Source organism: Aquabacterium sp. T101, from assembly GCF_057219775.1.
Genome location: NZ_JBXVVZ010000001.1, coordinates 1,412,682 through 1,430,277 on the forward strand (window position 1 = coordinate 1,412,682; position 17,596 = coordinate 1,430,277).

At 73.5% G+C, this 17,596-nt stretch carries 17 protein-coding genes; 10 read left to right on the forward strand and 7 right to left on the reverse strand.

Translation table 11 applies throughout. The features are described from left to right. Positions 1-27: 27 nt before the first annotated feature. Complete coding sequence (locus tag AC2EAQ_RS06710; RefSeq protein WP_484641049.1) at positions 28-1,644, reverse strand: ABC transporter permease; 1,617 nt, start codon at positions 1,642-1,644, stop codon at positions 28-30. A 75-nt stretch (positions 1,645-1,719) separates the two neighbouring features. On the opposite strand from AC2EAQ_RS06710, the gene AC2EAQ_RS06715 reads away from it, so the two are divergent. The 3 genes from AC2EAQ_RS06715 (at position 1,720) to AC2EAQ_RS06725 (ending at position 5,219) form a co-directional block, all read left to right on the forward strand. Next, entirely contained in the window at positions 1,720-2,844 is a 1,125-nt protein-coding gene (locus tag AC2EAQ_RS06715; RefSeq protein WP_484641050.1) for an ABC transporter ATP-binding protein, read from the forward strand. A 91-nt stretch (positions 2,845-2,935) separates the two neighbouring features. Then, positions 2,936-4,369 (forward strand): S41 family peptidase, encoded by a 1,434-nt coding sequence (locus tag AC2EAQ_RS06720; RefSeq protein WP_484641051.1) that lies wholly within the window; start codon positions 2,936-2,938, stop codon positions 4,367-4,369. A 73-nt stretch (positions 4,370-4,442) separates the two neighbouring features. After that, a complete protein-coding gene (locus tag AC2EAQ_RS06725) occupies positions 4,443-5,219 on the forward strand; it encodes a HesA/MoeB/ThiF family protein (protein ID WP_484641052.1) in 777 nt (258 codons plus the stop codon). Here AC2EAQ_RS06725 and AC2EAQ_RS06730 read toward each other — a convergent pair. From AC2EAQ_RS06730 to AC2EAQ_RS06750, 5 genes are all read right to left on the reverse strand, one after another. Continuing rightward, positions 5,152-6,129: a PfkB family carbohydrate kinase gene (locus AC2EAQ_RS06730; RefSeq protein WP_484641053.1), complete on the reverse strand. Its 978-nt coding sequence runs from the start codon at positions 6,127-6,129 to the stop codon at positions 5,152-5,154. The genes AC2EAQ_RS06725 and AC2EAQ_RS06730 overlap by 68 nt on opposite strands. Further along, positions 6,116-7,120 carry an Ldh family oxidoreductase gene (locus AC2EAQ_RS06735; protein ID WP_484641054.1) on the reverse strand — a complete coding sequence of 335 codons (1,005 nt, stop codon included), beginning with the start codon at positions 7,118-7,120 and terminating at the stop codon, positions 6,116-6,118. Before AC2EAQ_RS06735 ends, AC2EAQ_RS06730 begins: the two co-directional genes overlap by 14 nt. Continuing rightward, positions 7,117-8,043 carry a hydroxyacid dehydrogenase gene (locus AC2EAQ_RS06740; RefSeq protein ID WP_484641055.1) on the reverse strand — a complete coding sequence of 309 codons (927 nt, stop codon included), beginning with the start codon at positions 8,041-8,043 and terminating at the stop codon, positions 7,117-7,119. The genes AC2EAQ_RS06735 and AC2EAQ_RS06740 overlap by 4 nt, the downstream gene beginning before the upstream one ends. Positions 8,044-8,203: 160 nt before the next feature. Beyond that, positions 8,204-9,379 (reverse strand): UxaA family hydrolase, encoded by a 1,176-nt coding sequence (locus AC2EAQ_RS06745; protein WP_484641056.1) that lies wholly within the window; start codon positions 9,377-9,379, stop codon positions 8,204-8,206. A 2-nt stretch (positions 9,380-9,381) separates the two neighbouring features. Beyond that, positions 9,382-9,663: an SAF domain-containing protein gene (locus tag AC2EAQ_RS06750; RefSeq protein ID WP_484641057.1), complete on the reverse strand. Its 282-nt coding sequence runs from the start codon at positions 9,661-9,663 to the stop codon at positions 9,382-9,384. 117 nt (positions 9,664-9,780) lie between these two features. Between AC2EAQ_RS06750 and AC2EAQ_RS06755 the strand changes: the two genes are divergently transcribed. The 7 genes from AC2EAQ_RS06755 (at position 9,781) to AC2EAQ_RS06785 (ending at position 17,042) form a co-directional block, all read left to right on the forward strand. Continuing rightward, on the forward strand, positions 9,781-10,548 hold the full coding sequence (locus AC2EAQ_RS06755) for a GntR family transcriptional regulator (RefSeq protein ID WP_484641058.1): 768 nt from the start codon (positions 9,781-9,783) through the stop codon (positions 10,546-10,548). Positions 10,549-10,566: 18 nt separating this feature from the next. After that, positions 10,567-11,634, forward strand: a complete 1,068-nt coding sequence (locus AC2EAQ_RS06760) for a YeiH family protein (RefSeq protein WP_484641059.1) — start codon at positions 10,567-10,569, stop codon at positions 11,632-11,634. A 47-nt stretch (positions 11,635-11,681) separates the two neighbouring features. Continuing rightward, entirely contained in the window at positions 11,682-12,587 is a 906-nt protein-coding gene (locus AC2EAQ_RS06765) for an LOG family protein (protein ID WP_484641060.1), read from the forward strand. Positions 12,588-12,603: 16 nt separating this feature from the next. Further along, on the forward strand, positions 12,604-13,527 hold the full coding sequence (gene rocF / locus AC2EAQ_RS06770) for an arginase (protein ID WP_484641061.1): 924 nt from the start codon (positions 12,604-12,606) through the stop codon (positions 13,525-13,527). Positions 13,528-13,650: 123 nt separating this feature from the next. After that, positions 13,651-14,538, forward strand: a complete 888-nt coding sequence (locus AC2EAQ_RS06775) for a hypothetical protein (protein WP_484641062.1) — start codon at positions 13,651-13,653, stop codon at positions 14,536-14,538. 24 nt (positions 14,539-14,562) lie between these two features. Next, positions 14,563-15,441, forward strand: a complete 879-nt coding sequence (locus AC2EAQ_RS06780) for a Tll0287-like and HAMP domain-containing protein (protein WP_484641063.1) — start codon at positions 14,563-14,565, stop codon at positions 15,439-15,441. After that, positions 15,438-17,042, forward strand: coding sequence for a serine/threonine-protein kinase (locus AC2EAQ_RS06785; RefSeq protein WP_484641064.1), 1,605 nt, complete (start codon positions 15,438-15,440; stop codon positions 17,040-17,042). The genes AC2EAQ_RS06780 and AC2EAQ_RS06785 overlap by 4 nt, the downstream gene beginning before the upstream one ends. Positions 17,043-17,046: 4 nt before the next feature. Here the strand turns inward: AC2EAQ_RS06785 and AC2EAQ_RS06790 are convergent, their stop codons facing one another. Beyond that, positions 17,047-17,595, reverse strand: coding sequence for a thermonuclease family protein (locus tag AC2EAQ_RS06790; RefSeq protein WP_484641065.1), 549 nt, complete (start codon positions 17,593-17,595; stop codon positions 17,047-17,049). Position 17,596 lies beyond the last annotated feature (1 nt).

Below are 17,596 nucleotides of genomic sequence, written 5' to 3' on the forward strand. Positions count from 1 at the left end.
GGGACGGCGTGCCGTGGCCGCGCCGGCTCAGCGGCGCATGGCCCGCACCAGCAGCAGCACCGGCAGCAGCCCCACCAGCACGATCGCGAACGACGGCAACGCCGCCTCGGCCAGCCGCTCGTCGCGCGCCAGGTTGTAGGCCACCACCGCCAGCGTGTCGCTGTCGAAGGGCCGCAGGACCAGCGTTGCGGGCAGTTCCTTCATCACGTCGACGAACACCAGCAGCATCGCCGCGGCCAGCGAGCGCCGCAGCAGCGGCACGTGCACCGCGCCCAGCAGGCGCAGGCGCGACGCGCCGAGCATGCGGGCGCTGTCGTCCAGGCTCGGCGGCAGCCGCGTGTAGCCGGCCTCCAGCGTCTGCAGCGCCACGGCGGAAAAGCGCACCAGGTAGGCCAGCACCAGCCCGGCGGCGGTCCCCGTGACGATGGCCGTGGCCGGCCCGCCGGGCCACCAGGCCTGCAGCGCGCCCAGCGGCAGCAGGATGCCCACCGCCACCACCGCGCCCGGCACGGCATAGCCCAGCGACACGAGCCCGGTGCCGGCGTTCAGGGCCCGCGTGCGCCACTGCGACGCGCGGCTGACCCGGCCGACGAAGGCCAGCGCCAGCGCCAGCGCGGTGGCGGCCAGCGCCGCGATCAGCGCGAGCTGGAAGCTGTTGAGGCACCACTGGGCAAAACGCGCCAGCGGCAAGCCCACCTCGCCGTACACCGCCTCGCGCCAGAGCAGGCGCGCCAGCAGCGCCAGCGGCAGCACGAAGCCCAGGGCCACCGGCAGCGCGCACAGGGTCCACGCCAGCGCCGCCAGGTGACCGTGCAGCACCACCGCGCGCGCCTCGCGCCCCTCGGACGCCGTGGGCCGCGAGGCCGCGAAGCGCAGGCGGGCCCGGGCGCGCCGCTCGCCCACCAGCACCACGGCCACCACCACCAGCAGCACCGACGCGATCTGGGCCGCGGCGACACGGTCGTTCATCACCAGCCACGCCTTGTAGACGCCAGTGGACAGCGTGGTGAGCCCGAAGTACGCCCCCACGCCATAGTCGGCCAGCGTCTCCATGAGGGCCAGCGCCACGCCGGCCACCAGCGCCGGCCGCGACAGCGGCAGCGCCACCTCGCGCACCCGGCGCCAGAAGCCGGCGCCGAGCAGGCGCGCGGCTTCCATCAGGTGCACGCCGCGCTCGGCCAGCGACGTGCGCACCAGCAGGTACACGTAGGGGTACAGCGCCAGCACGAACAGCACGATCGCCCCGGGCAGGCTGCGCACGTCGGGCCACAGCGCGCCCTGCATGCCGGTGAGGTCGCGCAGCGCCGACTGCAGCGGCCCGCTGTACTGCAGGAAATCGGTGTACACGTAGGCCAGCACATAGGCCGGCACCGCCAGCGGCAGCAGCAGCGCCCACTCGAACCAGCGCCGGCCCGGGAACTCGAACAGGGCCACCGCGGCGGCCGCGCCCGCGCCGACCGCCGCCACCCCGACGGCCACGCCGGCCGCCAGCAGCGCCGACTGCAGCGCGTAGCCGCCGAGCACCGTGCCAGCCTGGTGCACCAGCACTTGCCACGCCTGAGCGTCGAAGCTCAGCCATGCCCCGAGCACCCCGAGCACGGGCAGCGCCAGCAGCAGGCACAGGGCGGTGAGCAGGACACGCATCGGGCGCAGGGCATCCAGGCGGGCGACGCGCCACCTGAATGAGAATGATTCTTATGTGATGGGTATGATACGGCCATGTTCCTCGACCTCCGGGACGTCGGCGTGCGCTACGCCGCCAGTCGCAGCGGCCACGACGCCGTGGCCGGCGTCAGCCTGTCGCTGGAGCGGGGCCAGATCGGCGTGCTGATCGGCCCGTCGGGCTGCGGCAAGACCTCGCTGCTGCGGGCCGTGGCCGGCCTGGAGCGGGTGTGCGCCGGCAGCGTGCGCATGGACGGCCGGCTGCTCGCCGACGAGACCACCCACGTGGAGCCCGAGGCGCGCCGCATCGGCATGGTGTTCCAGGACTACGCGCTGTTTCCGCACCTGACGGTGCGCGACAACGTGGCGTTCGGCGTGCGCCAGCTGCTGCGCGCCGAGCGCGACGCCCGCGTGGCCGAGGTGCTGGAGCTGGTGGGGCTGGCCCATGCCGCACGGCGTGCGCCGCACCAGCTGTCCGGCGGCCAGCAGCAGCGCGTGGCGCTGGCGCGGGCGCTGGCCCCGCGGCCGGACCTGCTGCTGCTCGACGAGCCCTTCTCCAGCCTCGACGCCGACCTGCGCGACCGGCTGGCGCACGACATCCGCGCCATCCTGCAGCGCACCGGCACCACCGCGCTTTTCGTCACCCACGACCAGCTCGAGGCCTTCGCCATCGGCGACCGCATCGGCGTGATGCACCGCGGGCGCCTCGAGCAGTGGGACGACGCCTACTCGCTGTACCACCGGCCGGCCACCCGCTTCGTGGCCGACTTCATCGGGCACGGCGTGTTCACGCCGGGCGAGGTGGTCGTCACCGCCGAGGGACCGCGGGTGATGACGCCGCTGGGGCCGCTGGCCGACGCGATCGAGTGCCCGCTGCCCGGCGCCTACCCCGACGACCGCTGCGACGTGCTGCTGCGCGCCGACGACATCGTCCACGACGACGAGGCTCCGGTGCGGGCCCGCATCGAGCGCAAGGCCTTCCGCGGCTCGGAGTTCCTGTACACCCTGCGCCTGGCCTCGGGCGAGCAGGTGCTGGCGCACGTGCCGAGCCACCACGACCACCAGGTCGGCGAATGGATCGGCATCCGGCCCGTGGTCGACCACGTGGTCACCTTCGAGCGCCAGGCCGGGCCCGGGGCGCCGGCCGGCCCCGCCAGCCCGGGCGCAGGGAACAACCCGTAACCCTTTCGCGGGGGACGAACTTTGCCCTTCTTCACGCCTGTACCCTGAGGCTCGGGCGTATATTCCCGTGACGCATTTCCCGGAGGCACCCATGGGCGCCAAACTGAAGATCGCCGGCTTCGTCGCGCTGGGCGCGCTGGCCGGCGCACTGACCACCATCCAGCTGCAGGCCGTCGCGCGCGCGAGCTACACGCCGCTGCCGCTCGAGGAGATGCAGCAGCTCGCCGCCGTGTTCGGCATGATCAAGAGCGACTACGTCGAGCCGGTGGACGAGAAGAAGCTCGTCACCGACGCCATCGCCGGCATGGTCGCGGGGCTGGATCCGCACAGCCAGTACTTCGACAAGAAGAGCTTCAAGGAATTCCGCGAGGGCACGACCGGCAAGTTCGTCGGCATCGGCATCGAGATCGCGATGGAGGACGGCCTGGTCAAGGTGGTCTCCCCGATCGAGGGCTCGCCCGCCTTCCGCGCCGGCCTGAAGAGCGGCGACCTGATCACCCGCATCGACGACACGCCCGTCAAGGGCCTGACGATCGACCAGGCCGTCAAGCGCATGCGCGGCGAGCCGGCCACCAAGGTGTCGCTGACCGTCTTCCGCAAGGACGAGTCGCGCAGCTTCCCGGTGACGCTGGTGCGCGAGGAAATCCGCCAGCAGAGCGTGCGCGCCAGGCTGGTCGAGCCGGGCTACGCCTGGCTGCGCATCTCGGTGTTCCAGGAGCGCACCCTCGACGACTTCGCGCGCAAGATCGAGGAGCTGTACAAGGCCGACCCGAACCTCAAGGGCATCGTGCTCGACCTGCGCAACGACCCGGGCGGCCTGCTCGACGGCGCGATCGGCATCTCGGCGGCCTTCCTGCCGGCCAACACGGTGGTCGTCACCACCAACGGCCAGGTGGCCGATTCCAAGGCCACCTTCACCACGGCGCCGGAGTTCTACGCCCGCCGCGGCGCGGACCCGCTGCGCCGCCTGCCCGAGGCGATCAAGAAGGTGCCGCTGGTGGTGCTGGTCAACGAGGGCTCGGCCTCGGCCAGCGAGATCGTCGCCGGCGCGCTGCAGGACCACAAGCGCGCGGTCGTGATGGGCGCGCAGACCTTCGGCAAGGGCTCGGTGCAGACCTGGCGCCCGCTCACCGCCGACACGGCGCTCAAGATCACCACCGCGCGCTACTTCACGCCGGCCGGCCGCTCGATCCAGGCCACCGGCATCGTGCCCGATGTCTGGCTGGACGAGACCGCCGAGGGCAACGTGTTCGCCGCACTGCGCCTGCGCGAGGCCGACCTCGACAAGCACCTCGCCGGCAAGGACGAGAAGAAGGACGAGGCGCGCGCCAAGGCCCGCGAGGAAGCGCGCAAGAAGTTCGAGGAGCAGGTCGCCAAGAGCAAGGACCAGCAGCCCAAGCCGCTGCCCGAGTTCGGCAGCGCAGAGGACTGGCCGCTGCGCCAGGCGCTCAACCAGCTGCAGGGCAAGACGGTCACCGCGTCCAAGACCGGCGCCGAGCGCAAGGCCGAGGCCAAGACCGAGTAGGCTCGCGCCTTCACCGGCCACCGCCTCCCGAAGGCCCGCTCCGGCGGGCCTTCGTCATGGCTCCGCCCATCCCATGGACGACACCCAGCTGCTGCGCTATTCGCGCCACATCCTGCTCGACGAGATCGGCATCGAGGGCCAGCAGCGCCTGCTCGCGGCGCACGCGCTCGTCATCGGCGCCGGCGGACTGGGCTCGCCTGTGGCGCTGTACCTGGGCACCGCGGGCGTGGGCCGCATCACCATCGTCGACCACGACACGGTGGACCTGACCAACCTGCAGCGCCAGATCGCGCACGACCTGGCGCGCGTGGGCACGCCCAAGGCCATGTCGGCCCAGGCGTCGATCGCCGCCATCAACCCGGACGTGCAGGTGGTGCCGCTGGTGGAGCGGGCCGACGCCGCGCGCCTGGACGCACTGGTGCGCGACGCCGACGTGGTGGTCGACTGCTGCGACAACTTCGCCACCCGCCAGGCCGTCAACGCCGCCTGCGTCGCGCACGCCGTGCCGCTGGTGTCCGGCGCGGCGATCGGCTTCGACGGCCAGGTGTCGGTGTACGACACGCGCCGGCCCGACGCGCCCTGCTACGCCTGCCTGTTCCCGCCCGAAGCCACCTTCGAGGAGGTGCGCTGCGCCACGATGGGCGTCTTCGCGCCACTGGTGGGCATCATCGGCACGGTGCAGGCGGCCGAGGCGCTGAAGCTGCTGGCCGGCGTGGGCACGTCGCTCGCCGGCCGGCTGCAGATGCTCGACGCGCGTTCGATGGAATGGACCGAGGTGCGGCTCAGCCGCCAGGCGGCCTGCCCGGTGTGTGCCCCGCGGCGCGCCGGCGCCGCGCCAGCCAGCGGCTGAGCTGCGAGCGCGTCGGCGCGAACTCGGCGCCGCCACCCTGCTCGCACTTGTAGGCCGCCGCGGCGCAGGCCCAGGCCACGGCCGGTTCCACCGGCCGGCCTTCGCCCAGCGCCACTGCCAGCGCGGCATGGAACACGTCGCCGGCGGCCGTGGTGTCGCGCGCGCGCACCGCGGGCGCCCCCACCTGATGCACCCCGCCGTCGGCGCCGATCCAGCGCGCACCCTGCGCGCCGAGGGTCACCAGCGCGATCTCGCAGCCCTGCGCGCGCGCGGCGCGCAGCCCGGCGTCGCGGTCGCCGCCCGCAGCCCACTGGTCGCAGCCGGGCTCGGAGAACGCCACCCAGCGCGCCAGCGGCACCAGGCGTTCCAGCACGCCCGGCGCCGCCACGTCGCCGTCCAGCAGCGACGGCACGCCGTGGCGCCGCGCCCACGCCAGCGCCGCCTGCGCGCCTTCGGGCCAGCGCGTGTCGGCCATCACCACGTCGGCGCCTTCGAGCTGGCGCGTGTCCAGCGCATGGGCGCGGCGCAGCGCCTCGCCGCGGTGGATGTAGATCTGGCGCGCGCCCGCGGCGTCGACAACCACCGTCGCCAGGGAGGTGGTGGTGCCGGGCACCGCCTCCAGGCCCTGCACCTGAACGCCCTCGTCGATCAGGCGCTGCTTGAGGAAGGCGGCCGCAGCGTCCTGCCCGACGCGGCCGAGCAGGCGAGACACCGCCCCCAGGCGCACGCAGGCGATGGCCGCGTGCAGCGACATGCCGCCGGGCCGCGCGCGGTAGGCGCGGGCCAGGGTCTTGGTGGGCTCGGCCGGCATCGCGTCGACCTCGAACACGTGGTCGAGCGCGGCATGGCCGACGCAGGCCACGCGCAGGGGTCGATCCGGCGACGGGTTCCGGGCTTCAGGCGCTCGCACGCAGCGAGGCTACCACCGCGTCGGGCACCTCGAGGCCCTCGGCCTCGGCGCGGCGGCGTAGCGCCTCCCGACGCGCACCGGGCAGGCGCACGCCGTCGTCGCGCAGCATCTCGGCCACCAGCACCTCGAGGCGGTCGAGATAGGCCTCGCGGCCGGCCAGCGCGCCCGGGTCGATGACGATGAAGGTCTGGCCGATGCGCGGCCGGTTGCCCTCGTCGACGAAGAAGCTCGACGCCTCGAAGCCGAACTGGGCGCCGATCAGCGCGGTGACCAGCAGTTCCACCATCAGCGCCAGCATCGCGCCCTTGCTCGACGTGGCCGCACCCACCGGCAGCATGGAGCCTTCCAATGCGGCCTTGGCGTCGGTGGTCGGACGGCCCTGGGCGTCCAGCGCCCAGCCCTCGGGGATGGGGTCGCCCTTCTTCGCCGCCAGCATGACCTTGCCGCGCGCCACCTCGGACAGGCTCAGGTCGATCAGCAGCGGGTCGGCCGCGCGGCGCGGGAACGCCGCGGCCACCGGGTTGGTGCCGAACACCGGATGCCGGCCGCCGGCCGCCGGCATCGCGGCCGGCGAGTTGGCGAAGCCCAGGCCCACCATGCCGGCCGCGGCCACCGGGCGCAGGTGGTCGACGATGACGCCCGCGTGGTGGCTGTTGAACACGCCGGCGATGGCGATGCCGTGGCTGCGCGCGCGCTCGATCGCCTCGCGCACCGCCAGCTCGCAGGCCGGAAAGGCCAGGCCGTCGTGCGCGTCGATCTGCAGCGCCGCGCCCTGCACCCGCGCCACGCTGGCGCGCGCACCGCCGTCGACGCGCCCGTTGCGCAGGTGGGTGACGTACTGCACCACGCGCGACAGGCCGTGCGAGCCCAGGCCCTGCGACTCGGCCAGCACCAGCGCGCGCGCGGTGCTGGCGGCCATGGCCTCGTGGGCCCCGGCGCGCACCAGCGCGTCGCGCACCAGCGTGGCCAGTTCGTCGACGCCGAGCTTCATGCCAGCGCCTCGATCACCTTGTCGGCGATGAGGAAGCTCACGCGCTCGTTGCTCTCGGTGGTCACACCCGCGATGTGCGGCGTGAGCAGCAGGTTCGGGCAGCCCGCGAAGTGCTCGGCCGCGGGCAGCGGCTCCTGGCCGAAGACGTCGATCGCCGCGCCGCCCAGATGGCCGCTGCGAAGCGCCGCGGCCAGCGCCACCTCGTCGACGATGCCGCCGCGCGCCGTGTTCACCAGCACCGCGCCCGGCTTCATCGACGCGATGCGGGCCGCGTCGAACAGGTTGCGCGTGCTGTCCACCAGCGGCACGTGCAGGCTCACCACGTCGGCGCCGGTGACCACCTCGTCCAGCCCGGCGGCGCGCACGCCCAGCGCGGCGAAGGCCGGGTGGTCGGCGTCCATCATGGCGTCGAAGGCGATGACCTGCATGCCCAGGCCGCGCGCCAGACGCGCGGTGAGCTGGCCGATGGAGCCGAAGCCGATCAGGCCGAGGGTGCGACCGCCGGCCTCGCGGCCGTTGGACAGCGCCGCGCGCGGCCACTGGCCCGCGGCGACCGCCGCCGTGGACTGATAGGCGCCGCGCAGCAGCAACAGCGCGCTGGCCACCACGTACTCGGCCACCGACAGCGCGTTGGCGCCGGTGGCCGGGATCACCTTCATGCCGCGCGCCTCGCAGGCCGGCACGTCGATGTTGTCCAGGCCCACGCCCAGGCGTCCCACCACGCGGCACTGCTTCAGCGCCGCCAGCAGCTCGCCGCGCACCTGCGTGCGATTGCGCACCACGATGGCGTCGGCCGTGGCCGCCGCCGCCAGCAGCCGCGCCGGGTCGTCGACCAGCTTCGGGTCGTACTCGACCTGGTGCGCCGCCCGCAGCGCCGGCAGCGCCCGCTCGTCGATGAACTCGGTGATCACGATGCGCGCCATCGTCAAGCCTCCTGCCCCTGCAACAGCCTCAGCCCAGATCCCCGCTGCGGCCCGTCGCCCTCCCCCCACCCAGCTTCCCGCCGCGGATCCGGCTCCGCCGGTCCGCAGGCGGACGCCCCCTCGGGGGGCAGCGAGCGGGAGCGAGCGTGGGGGCCCACCATCACGCGGATTCGTACAAGCGCGTCAGCACGAACTCGCGGTGACCCAGCGCCTCGGCGGCGGTCAGGCGGCCGTTGGCCGTGCGCAGCATGCACTCCAGCAGCTTGTCGCCGGCCTGGTCGAGCGTGATCTCGCGCTGCAGCAGGCCCGAGGTGTCGACGTCCACGTGCTCGCTCATCAGGCGCACCGTGCGCGGGTTGGCGCAGATCTTGATCACCGGCAGGATCGGGTTGCCGATCACGTTGCCCTGGCCGGTGGGGAAGAAGTGCACCGCATAGCCCGAGGCGGCGCACAGCGTCACCATCTCGGCGGCGGCCGACGACGAGTCCATGAACCACAGGCCCGGGTGGGTGGGCATCTCGGCCTTGTCGATCACGCCGTCGACCGTGCACTTCTTGCCGATCTTCTGGATGTTGCCGAGCGCCTTCTCCTCGATCGTGGTCAGCCCGCCGGCGATGTTGCCCTTGGTCGGCTGGCTCTCGGACAGGTCGGTCGTCTTGTGGCGGTTGATCATGTCCTGGTAGCGGTTGAACATGAACATGAAGCGCTCCGCCACCTCCGGCGTCTTGCAGCGCGCGGCGACGATCTTCTCGCCACCGGTGATCTCGCTGGTCTCGCCGAAGCACAGGTAGTTGCCCAGCGGGTGCAGCTTGTCGAAGGCGTTGCCCACGGTGGGGTTGGCGCCGCAGCCGCTGGTGGTGTCGCTCTCGCCGCACTTGGTGCTGACCCACAGCTCGTGGATCGGGCAAGCCTCGCGCTGCTTCTCGCTGGCCCACTGCGCGTACTCGCGCGCCACCTTGCTGGCCTTCATGATCGTGGCGTGGTCGCCATGACCCTCGATGCCGAAGCCGGTGACCGGCTTGCCGGTGGCGGCGATGCCGTCGACGACCTTCTTGGTCCAGCCGTCCTCGATGCCGATCACGACCACCGCCGCGACGTTGGGGTTGCAGCCCGTGCCGATGAGGGTGCGGAAGTGCAGCTCCAGGTCGGCGCCGAACTGCAGCCGGCCATACGGGTGCGGGATCGCCAGCGTGCCCTTGATGTTGTGGGCCACGGCCTCGGCGGCCGCGTTGGACAGGTCGTCCAGCGGCAGGATGATGACGTGGTTGCGCACGCCCACGCGGCCGTTCTCGCGCCGGTAGCCGAGGAACGTGGTGTCTTTGCTGATGACGGACATGCTTACCACCTCTTGGTCTTGATGTTCTGCACGTGGGCGTGTTCGCCCGCCTTGATCGGCGCGACGACCTTGCCCATGTCGATGCCGTACTTCCACACGGTGTCACCGACGGCCATGTCGGCCAGGGCGACCTTGTGGCCGATGGGGATGTCCGAGCGCGCGACCACGCTGGTCATGCGGTCCTCGTCCATGATCCAGCCGGCGAGTTCCATGCCGGCCTTGACGCCTTCCACCACCACGACCGCCACGGTGTCCTTGGCGTCGTGCAGCACGAAATGAATCATGCGCGCTCCTTGCGTTGCTTCGGTTGAGCGGCGCAGTCTAGCGGCGCCGCGGAGCCTGTCAACAAGGTCATTCATATGACTTGTATGTAACCCCGGGCCCGGCTAGCATCGCCGCCCATGCCCAATGCCCTGCGCGTCGAACGCATCGAACCCGGCGCCCAGGGCGCGCCGCTGTACCGCCTGGCCAAGCGCTCGCTGCTGGCGGCGATCGAGGCCGGCCGCTGCACGCCGGGGGAGGCCCTGCCCAGCGAGACCCTGCTGGCGCAGTCCCTGGGCGTGTCGGTGGGCACGCTGCGCCACGCCGTGGACGAACTGGTGGCCGAGAACGTGCTCGTGCGCCGGCAGGGCAAGGGCACCTTCGTGGCCACGCACAGCGCCGACCGCTTCCTGTTCCAGTTCTTCCACGTCGAGCACCGCGACGGCCGGCGCGAGGTGCCCGAGGTCGAGCTGCTCGGCTTCGAGCGCGTGCGTGCCGGCACCGAGGCGGCCGAAGCGCTGGGCGTGCGCGAGGGCGAACCCGCGATCGAGTTCTGCAACCTGCTGCGGCTGCAGGGCCGCCCTGTCGTGCACGACCGCATCACGCTGCCTGCCGCGCTGTTCCGCGGCCTGGGCGAGAAGCGGCTGCGCGAGCGCCCGGGCACGATCTACCAGCTCTACCAGACCGACTTCGGCATCACCGTGCTGCGCGCCCGCGAGCGCGCCCGTGCGGTGGCGGCCGACCGCGCCATCGCGCGAGCCCTGGGCGTGGCGCCGGGCAGCCCGGTAATGCAGGTGCGGCGCACCGCGCTCAGCTTCGGCGAGCGCGCGGTGGAGTACCGCGTGTCCACCATCGACACCGCGCAGCACGAGTACGTGCACCTGCTGTCCCGCCCCGATGCGAACTGACGGCGAGGAGCCCCGCCCATGATGCAGCGCGCATCGGACGCCGTCGCGGCGCTCGGCCGGCTGTGGCCCGGCACCGCGCTCACCGTGGTGCTGGCGCTGGCGGCCACCTTCGTGTCGACGATGCACGGCGGACCGACACTGCTGTATGCGTTGTTCTTCGGCGTGTCGTTCCACTACCTCAGCAAGGAGCCGCGCACGAAGCCCGGCATCGACCTGTGCTCTCGCACCGTGCTGCGCCTGGGCGTCGGGCTGCTGGGCGCGCGCATCACGGCGGCGCAGATCGTGGCGCTGGGCTGGCCGACCGCGCTGACCGTCGTGGTGGCGGTGGTGGCCACCCTCTCGCTGGGCGCCTGGCTGGCGCCGCGCTTCGGCCTCTCGCGCGACCAGGGCGTGCTGTCGGGCGGATCGGTGGCGATCTGCGGCGCCTCGGCGGCGCTGGCCATTTCCGCGGTGCTGCCGCGCACGAAGGACTCCGACCGCTTCACGCTGCTGGTGGTGGTGTCGGTCACCGCGCTGTCGACCGTGGCGATGGTGCTGTACCCGCTGCTCGCGCGCTGGCTCGGGCTGCCGCCGGCGCTGGCGGGCCTGTTCATCGGCGGCTCGATCCACGACGTGGCCCAGGTGGTCGGCGCCGGCTACACCATGGGTCCGGAGACCGGCGACGTCGCCACCGTGGTCAAGCTGATGCGGGTGGCGATGCTGTCGGTGGTGGTGCTGGTGCTGTCGCTGGCGCTGCGTCGCGCGCACGACGAGGCGGCCCGGGCCCGCGCCCGCAGCGAAGCGTCGGGCGACACCTCGGACGATGCCGGCGCGCCCGCGGCGGCGCGGCCGCCCGTACTGCCCTGGTTCCTGTGGCTGTTCCTCGCGCTGGTGGCCGTCAACTCCGCGGGCGTGCTGCCGGCGCCGGTGCAGTCCGGGCTGGCGGACACGGCCCGCGCCTGCCTCGTGGTGGCGATCGCGGCACTGGGCACCAAGACCTCGATCGGCCAGCTGGCCGCGGCCGGCTGGCGGCCGATGGCGCTGATCCTGGCCGAGACGGTCTTCCTCGCGCTGCTGGTGCTGGGCGTGATCGTGTTCATGCGCTGAGCCCCCGCCGCTCGGTCGCCGCGCCGCCGCGCGCGCAGAATGCCGCCATGAGCCCGAACCGCCCCGAACTGACCGCGCGCAACTTCCCGACCGCCGAGGAGGAGGCCGCGCTGCTAAAGCCCACCTCGCGCTACGACGGGCCGGACAGCAGCTACCGCCTGGCCTTCGCCGACGAGCGCTTCCTGCTGCGCGAGGACCTGCGGCCGGTGCGCATGCAGCTCGAGCTGCTCAAGCCCGAGCTGATCCTGCGCGAGGAGAACATCCTCGCCACCATCGTCATCTTCGGCAGCGCGCGGCTACTGCCGCAGGACGTGGCGCAGGAACGGCTGGCGCAGGCCCAGGCCGGCGGCGACGCGCAGGCCGAAGCGCGCGCCCGCATGGCCCTGACGATGTCGAAGTACTACGAGGAGGCGCGCCAGCTCGCGCGCCTGATCACCGCCGCCAGCAAGGCGCTCGACGAGAAGATCGTCGTCGTCACCGGCGGCGGGCCGGGCATCATGGAAGCCGGCAACCGTGGCGCCAGCGAGGCCGGCGGCCCGAGCATCGGCCTGAACATCGTGCTGCCGCACGAGCAGGAGCCCAACGCGTACATCACGCCGCGGCTGTGCTTCCAGTTCCACTACTTCGCGCTGCGCAAGATGCATTTCCTGATGCGCTCGGCGGGGCTGGTGTGCTTCCCCGGCGGCTTCGGCACGCTCGACGAGATGTTCGAGGTGCTCACGCTCACGCAGACCGGCAAGGTGCGCCGGCGCCCCATCGTGCTGGTGGGCCGCGAGTTCTGGAGCCGGCTGATCGACTGGGACTGGCTGGTGGCCACCGGCATGATCGCGGCCGACGACCTGAAGCTGTTCCACATCGTCGAGACCGCCGAGGAGGCCTGGGGCGTGCTGGAACATGCGCTCGGCCTGGACGCGCCCGAGACCGTGACGGGCGAGTTCGCCGACGACGTCTGAACGACAATCGCGCCCCATGACGAGCCGCCAGGTCTCCCTCATCGGCGCCCCCACCGACATCGGTGCGGGCTCGCGCGGTGCCAGCATGGGCCCCGAGGCGCTGCGCGTGGCGGGCCTCGTGCCCACGCTGGAGTCGCACGGCCTGTCGGTGATGGACCGCGGCAACCTCGCCGGCCCCGGCAACCCCTGGCTGCCTCCGGTGGACGGCTATCGCCACCTGAAGGAGGTGGCGCAGTGGAACCGCGCCGTGCACGACGCGGTACATGCGGAGCTGGCGCTGCGCCGGCTGCCGATCCTGCTCGGCGGCGACCACTGCCTGGCCATCGGCTCGATCAGCGCGGTGGCGCGCTTCTGCCGCGAGAACGGCCGCAAGCTGCGCGTGCTGTGGCTGGACGCGCACGCCGACTTCAACACCCATGTGCTCACGCCGTCGGGCAACGTGCACGGCATGCCGGTGGCCTGCCTGTGCGGCCACGGCCCGAAGGAACTGGTGGAGATCGGCGGGCACGTGCCGGCGATCAGCCCGAAGGCCGTGCGCCAGATCGGCATCCGCAGCGTGGACCCGGGCGAGAAGCGCTTCGTCCACGAGCAGGGCCTCGAAGTGTTCGACATGCGCTACATCGACGAGATGGGCATGCGCCACGCGATGGAGCTGGCCCTGGCCACGCTGGACTCGAACACGCACCTGCACGTCAGCTTCGACGTCGACTTCCTCGACCCGGAGATCGCGCCCGGCGTCGGCACCACGGTGCCCGGCGGCCCCACCTACCGCGAGGCGCAGCTGTGCATGGAGATGATCGCCGACACCGGCCGCCTCGCGTCGCTCGACGTGATGGAGCTCAACCCGGCGCTGGACGTGCGCAACAAGACCGCCCTGCTCGCGGTGGACCTGATCGAGAGCCTGTTCGGCAAGAGCACGCTGATGCGCGAGCGCGGCTGAGGGCCGCGCACCGATTCGGGCCGCTGCCGCGGCGCCGGATTCCCCCTTTTGGACGAATGACCCGGCGGTGGCCGGTTCCTATCCTGACCTGAACGCTCCCCCGAGGGAGCCAGGAGATCGAGGATGGTCCGCTCCCCCGCCACTGCCCGTCACGTGCCCCGGCTCGCGCTGTTGCTGGCCCTGGCGGCGCCGGGCGCCCTGCCCGCCATCGCCGACGCTGCCACGGCCGTGGCCTGGCTGACCCTGGCCGACGGCCCGGTCGAACTGCTGCGCGGCACGCAGCGGCATGCCGCGGGCGAGGGCCTGGCGCTGGCCGGCAACGACCTGCTGCGCACCGGCACGAGCACCCGCGTCGCGCGCATCGAGTTCGCCGACGGCCGGGTGCTCGACCTCGGACCGGACACCCAGGCCCTGCTGCCCGCAGCGCCGGCCGCCGCGGCGGCTGGCCTGCCCGGCACGACGACCGCCGTGCTCGTGCAAGGCTGGGCCAAGCTGTCGGTACCTGCGGCGGTCAACGCCGGGCCCGGGCCGGGCGCCCACCTCGCCGCGCCCGGCCTCACGCTGCAGGCCCCGGCAGCCGGCACGGTGCTGCTGCATGTGGCCACCGACGGCGCCCTGCTCGCTTTTGCCGAGTCGCGCGGCGCCACGCTGGCGCGGCGTGCGGCCGGCAGCGCGTCGCCGCCCGAGGCGCTGCTGCGCGAGGGCGACACCTGGGTGCGCGAGGCCGGGGCGGCCACCGGCGGGCGTGCCGCCAGCCTGGCCGCGCTGCGGCAGGTGCCGCCGGCGCTGGCCGACACCCTGCCGCGGCGCGCCGCCCGCATGGCGTCGCTGGCGGCCGACCCGGCGCCGGGCGAGCCGCTGTCGCCGGCCGACCTGGTGGCGTGGACGCGCGCCGAACCGGCCCTGATGGCCGTGCTGCGTCCCCGCACCCGCGTCGGCGCCCAGGGCGCTGCCCGCCTCGCCCGCCACGACGTCGCCCTCGCCGCGCCCGACGCCCTGCGCCGCCGCTGACCCTTCACGACACGGACACCCGCCATGAAGCTGCTCGTCAAGTTCAATCTCGTGTTCCTGGCCGTCTTCGCGCTCGGCTGGGGCGCCACCGCCGCCGTCACGCGCCATCTGCTCGAACGCCAGGCGCAGGACGAGGTGCTGCAGCATGCGCGCTTCCTGCTCGAGAAGGCCGTGGCCGTGCGCCACTACACCTCCACCCAGGTGGCACCGCTGCTGGAGACGCAGATGAAGTACGCGTTCCTGCCGCAGTCGGTGCCGGCCTTTTCCGCCACCGAGGTGCTGGGCCGGCTGCAGAAGGCCTACCCCGACTACAGCTACAAGGAGGCCACGCTCAACCCGACCAACCCGCGCGACCGCGCGCTGGCCTGGGAAGCCGACGTGATCTCCGAGTTCCGCAAGTCGCCGGACATGAAGGAGTTCGTCGGCGAACGCGACACGCCCGCGGGCCGCGCCCTGTACATCGCGCGGCCGATCCGCATCAGCGACGGCGCCTGCCTGCGCTGCCACAGCACGGTGGACGCCGCGCCGCGCGCCCTGGTGGAACGCTACGGCCCGGCCAACGGCTTCGGCTGGCAACTGCACGAGGTGGTGGGCGCGCAGATGGTGTCGGTGCCGATGAACGTGGCGCAGGACCGCTCGCAGCACACCTGGGGCACGTTCATGGCGCTGTTCAGCGCCGTGTTCGCCGCCACCGCCCTGGTGCTGAACGGGCTGCTGTGGGCGCTGGTGATCCGGCCGATCACGCGCATGGCGCACCTGGCCGAGCGCGTCAGCCTGGGCGAGCCCGACGTGCCGGCGTTCGCGGTGCGCGGCCGCGACGAGATCGCCGTGCTGGGGCAGTCGTTCACGCGCATGCGGCGCAGCCTGGGCAAGGCGATGAAGCTGCTCGAGGGGGCCTCGTGACGACCACCCGCCTGCACCTCGCGGCCGCGGCGGGAAGCCGCGTCGCACCGGCTTCCGGCGGGCCGGCCGGGCCGGGCCCCGAGGCCCCCGCGACGCCCGGGCGCCTCGGCCGCTACGAGCTGCAGGGCCTGATCGGCGAAGGGGCGATGGGCCAGGTCTGGCGCGCGCACGACCCGCTGCTGGCCCGCCCCGTGGCGCTGAAGACCATCCGCCGCGCGCTGCTGGGCAGCGCGGACGCCGCGGTGGCGGCGACGGCGCGGCTGCGCAACGAGGCGCAGGCCGCGGCGCGCCTGTCGCATCCGGGCATCGTCTCGGTGTACGAGTACGGCGAGGACGACGGCCAAAGCTTCATCGCGATGGAGTACGTGCACGGCACGCCGCTGCTGGCCGGGCTGGCGGGCCCCGACGTGCTGCCGCTGGACGATGTGCTGTGCCTGATGGTCCAGCTGCTGGCGGCGCTGCAGGGCGCACACGACCAGGGCGTGTGGCACCGCGACATCAAGCCCGCCAACCTGATGATCACGCCCGCGGGCCGGCTGAAGATCGCCGACTTCGGCATCGCCCGCATCGACGCCGTCGCGCTGACGCAGGAGGCGTCGGTGATGGGCTCGCCCGGCTACATGGCGCCCGAGTGCTACAGCGGCGTCGGCGTGGACTGGCGCTGCGACCTGTATGCCTGCGGCGTGCTGCTGTACGAGCTGCTGACGGGCGTGCGCCCGTACCGCGGCGGCCCCGACATGGTGATGTACCGGACCATGCACCTGCCGGTGCCGCCGCTGGTGCGCGACGACGCGCCGGGCGCGTCGGAACTGGCGGCGTTCGAGCCGGTGGTGCGCCGGGCCATGGCCAAGGCGCCGGGCGAGCGCTTCGCCAGCGCGCTGGAGATGCGCGAGGCGCTCACGCGCGTGGCGCCGCGGCCGGTGCCCAGTGCACTGTCGGCGCAGGCCATGCGCCGGCTGGTGCCGGGCGCCGCCACCGGGCCGGGGGCCGGCAGCGCGCCGGCGTCGCTGCCGCGCTCGCGCCCGCCGCTGCCGCGGGCCTTGCCGTCGATCTCGCCGACGGATCCGCCGTCGGACCCGCCGGTGAATGCGTCCGGCGCAGCCGCGGGCCTCGCCGCGACCACCGTCAGCGACCGGATCGCCGGCCCGGCGTCGCAACGCTTCGCCCCCGGGCTGCTGGCCCGGCTGGCACGCGACCTGGCCCCCGAGATCGGTGCGGTGGCGCGCTGCGTCGTGCAGCGTGCCGCGGCGCGCAGCGACGGTCTGCCCGCGCTGCTGCTGCGGGTGGCCAACGACGCGTTGCCGCCGGGGCAGCGGCAGGCGTTCATCGAGCGCCATCTCGGCGGCCCGCGTCCGGCCCGGGACCCGGCACGGGCCACGGCGCCGCCGCCGGTACTGGGCGACACGCCCCTGCAGGCCGGGCTGGTGCAGGCGGCGCGCGCGCTGCTGCTGCGCCGGCTCGGGCCGATCGCGTCGTGGATGGTGGGGCAGGCGGCCGCGCAGGCGGCCACGCGCGAGCAGTTCATCGCCCGCCTCGCGGACCTGGCCGCGGACGGGCCGGACCGCGAGCGGCTGCTGGCCGCGCTGTGCCGGCTGCGCTAGCCCGTCAGGGCTGCGGGCAGGCGCCGTTGCGCTGGCGGAACTCGCGCGGCTGGATGGCGCCGCCTTCGGCGTGCAGGCCGCGCTTGAGCGACTGCGCCATGCGCTCCTCGGCGATGTAGGGCCCGCGGTCGTACTTGTAGCGCGTGCTCCAGGCGTGGCCGTCGCGCACCATGCGGTCGCCGATGTCGCGCGTGCCGTCGAACACCTTGCCGACCTTGCGGCCCCAGTCGTCGGTGGCCACCGGCTTGACGGTGACGCTGCGGTTGAGCACCAGCGCGGCCAGCGCGGCCGTGGCCTCGGCGCCGCCGACCTGGCAGCTCTCCGGCGCGTCGATGCCCTCGATGCGCACCACCACCGGCGCCGCATCGACGGCCGTGCGCAGCCACAGCGTGTCGCCGTCGACGATGCGGCTGACCTGGCCGGTGATCTCCACCGGCGGCGGCGGCTCGCTGCGCCCCTTGCGGGCCGGTGCGGCACCGGCCGTGGCCGCACCCAGCAGCAGGGCGGCCAGTGCGGCGGTCATGGCGGTCGTGGCGATGCGGGGTCTGGTCATG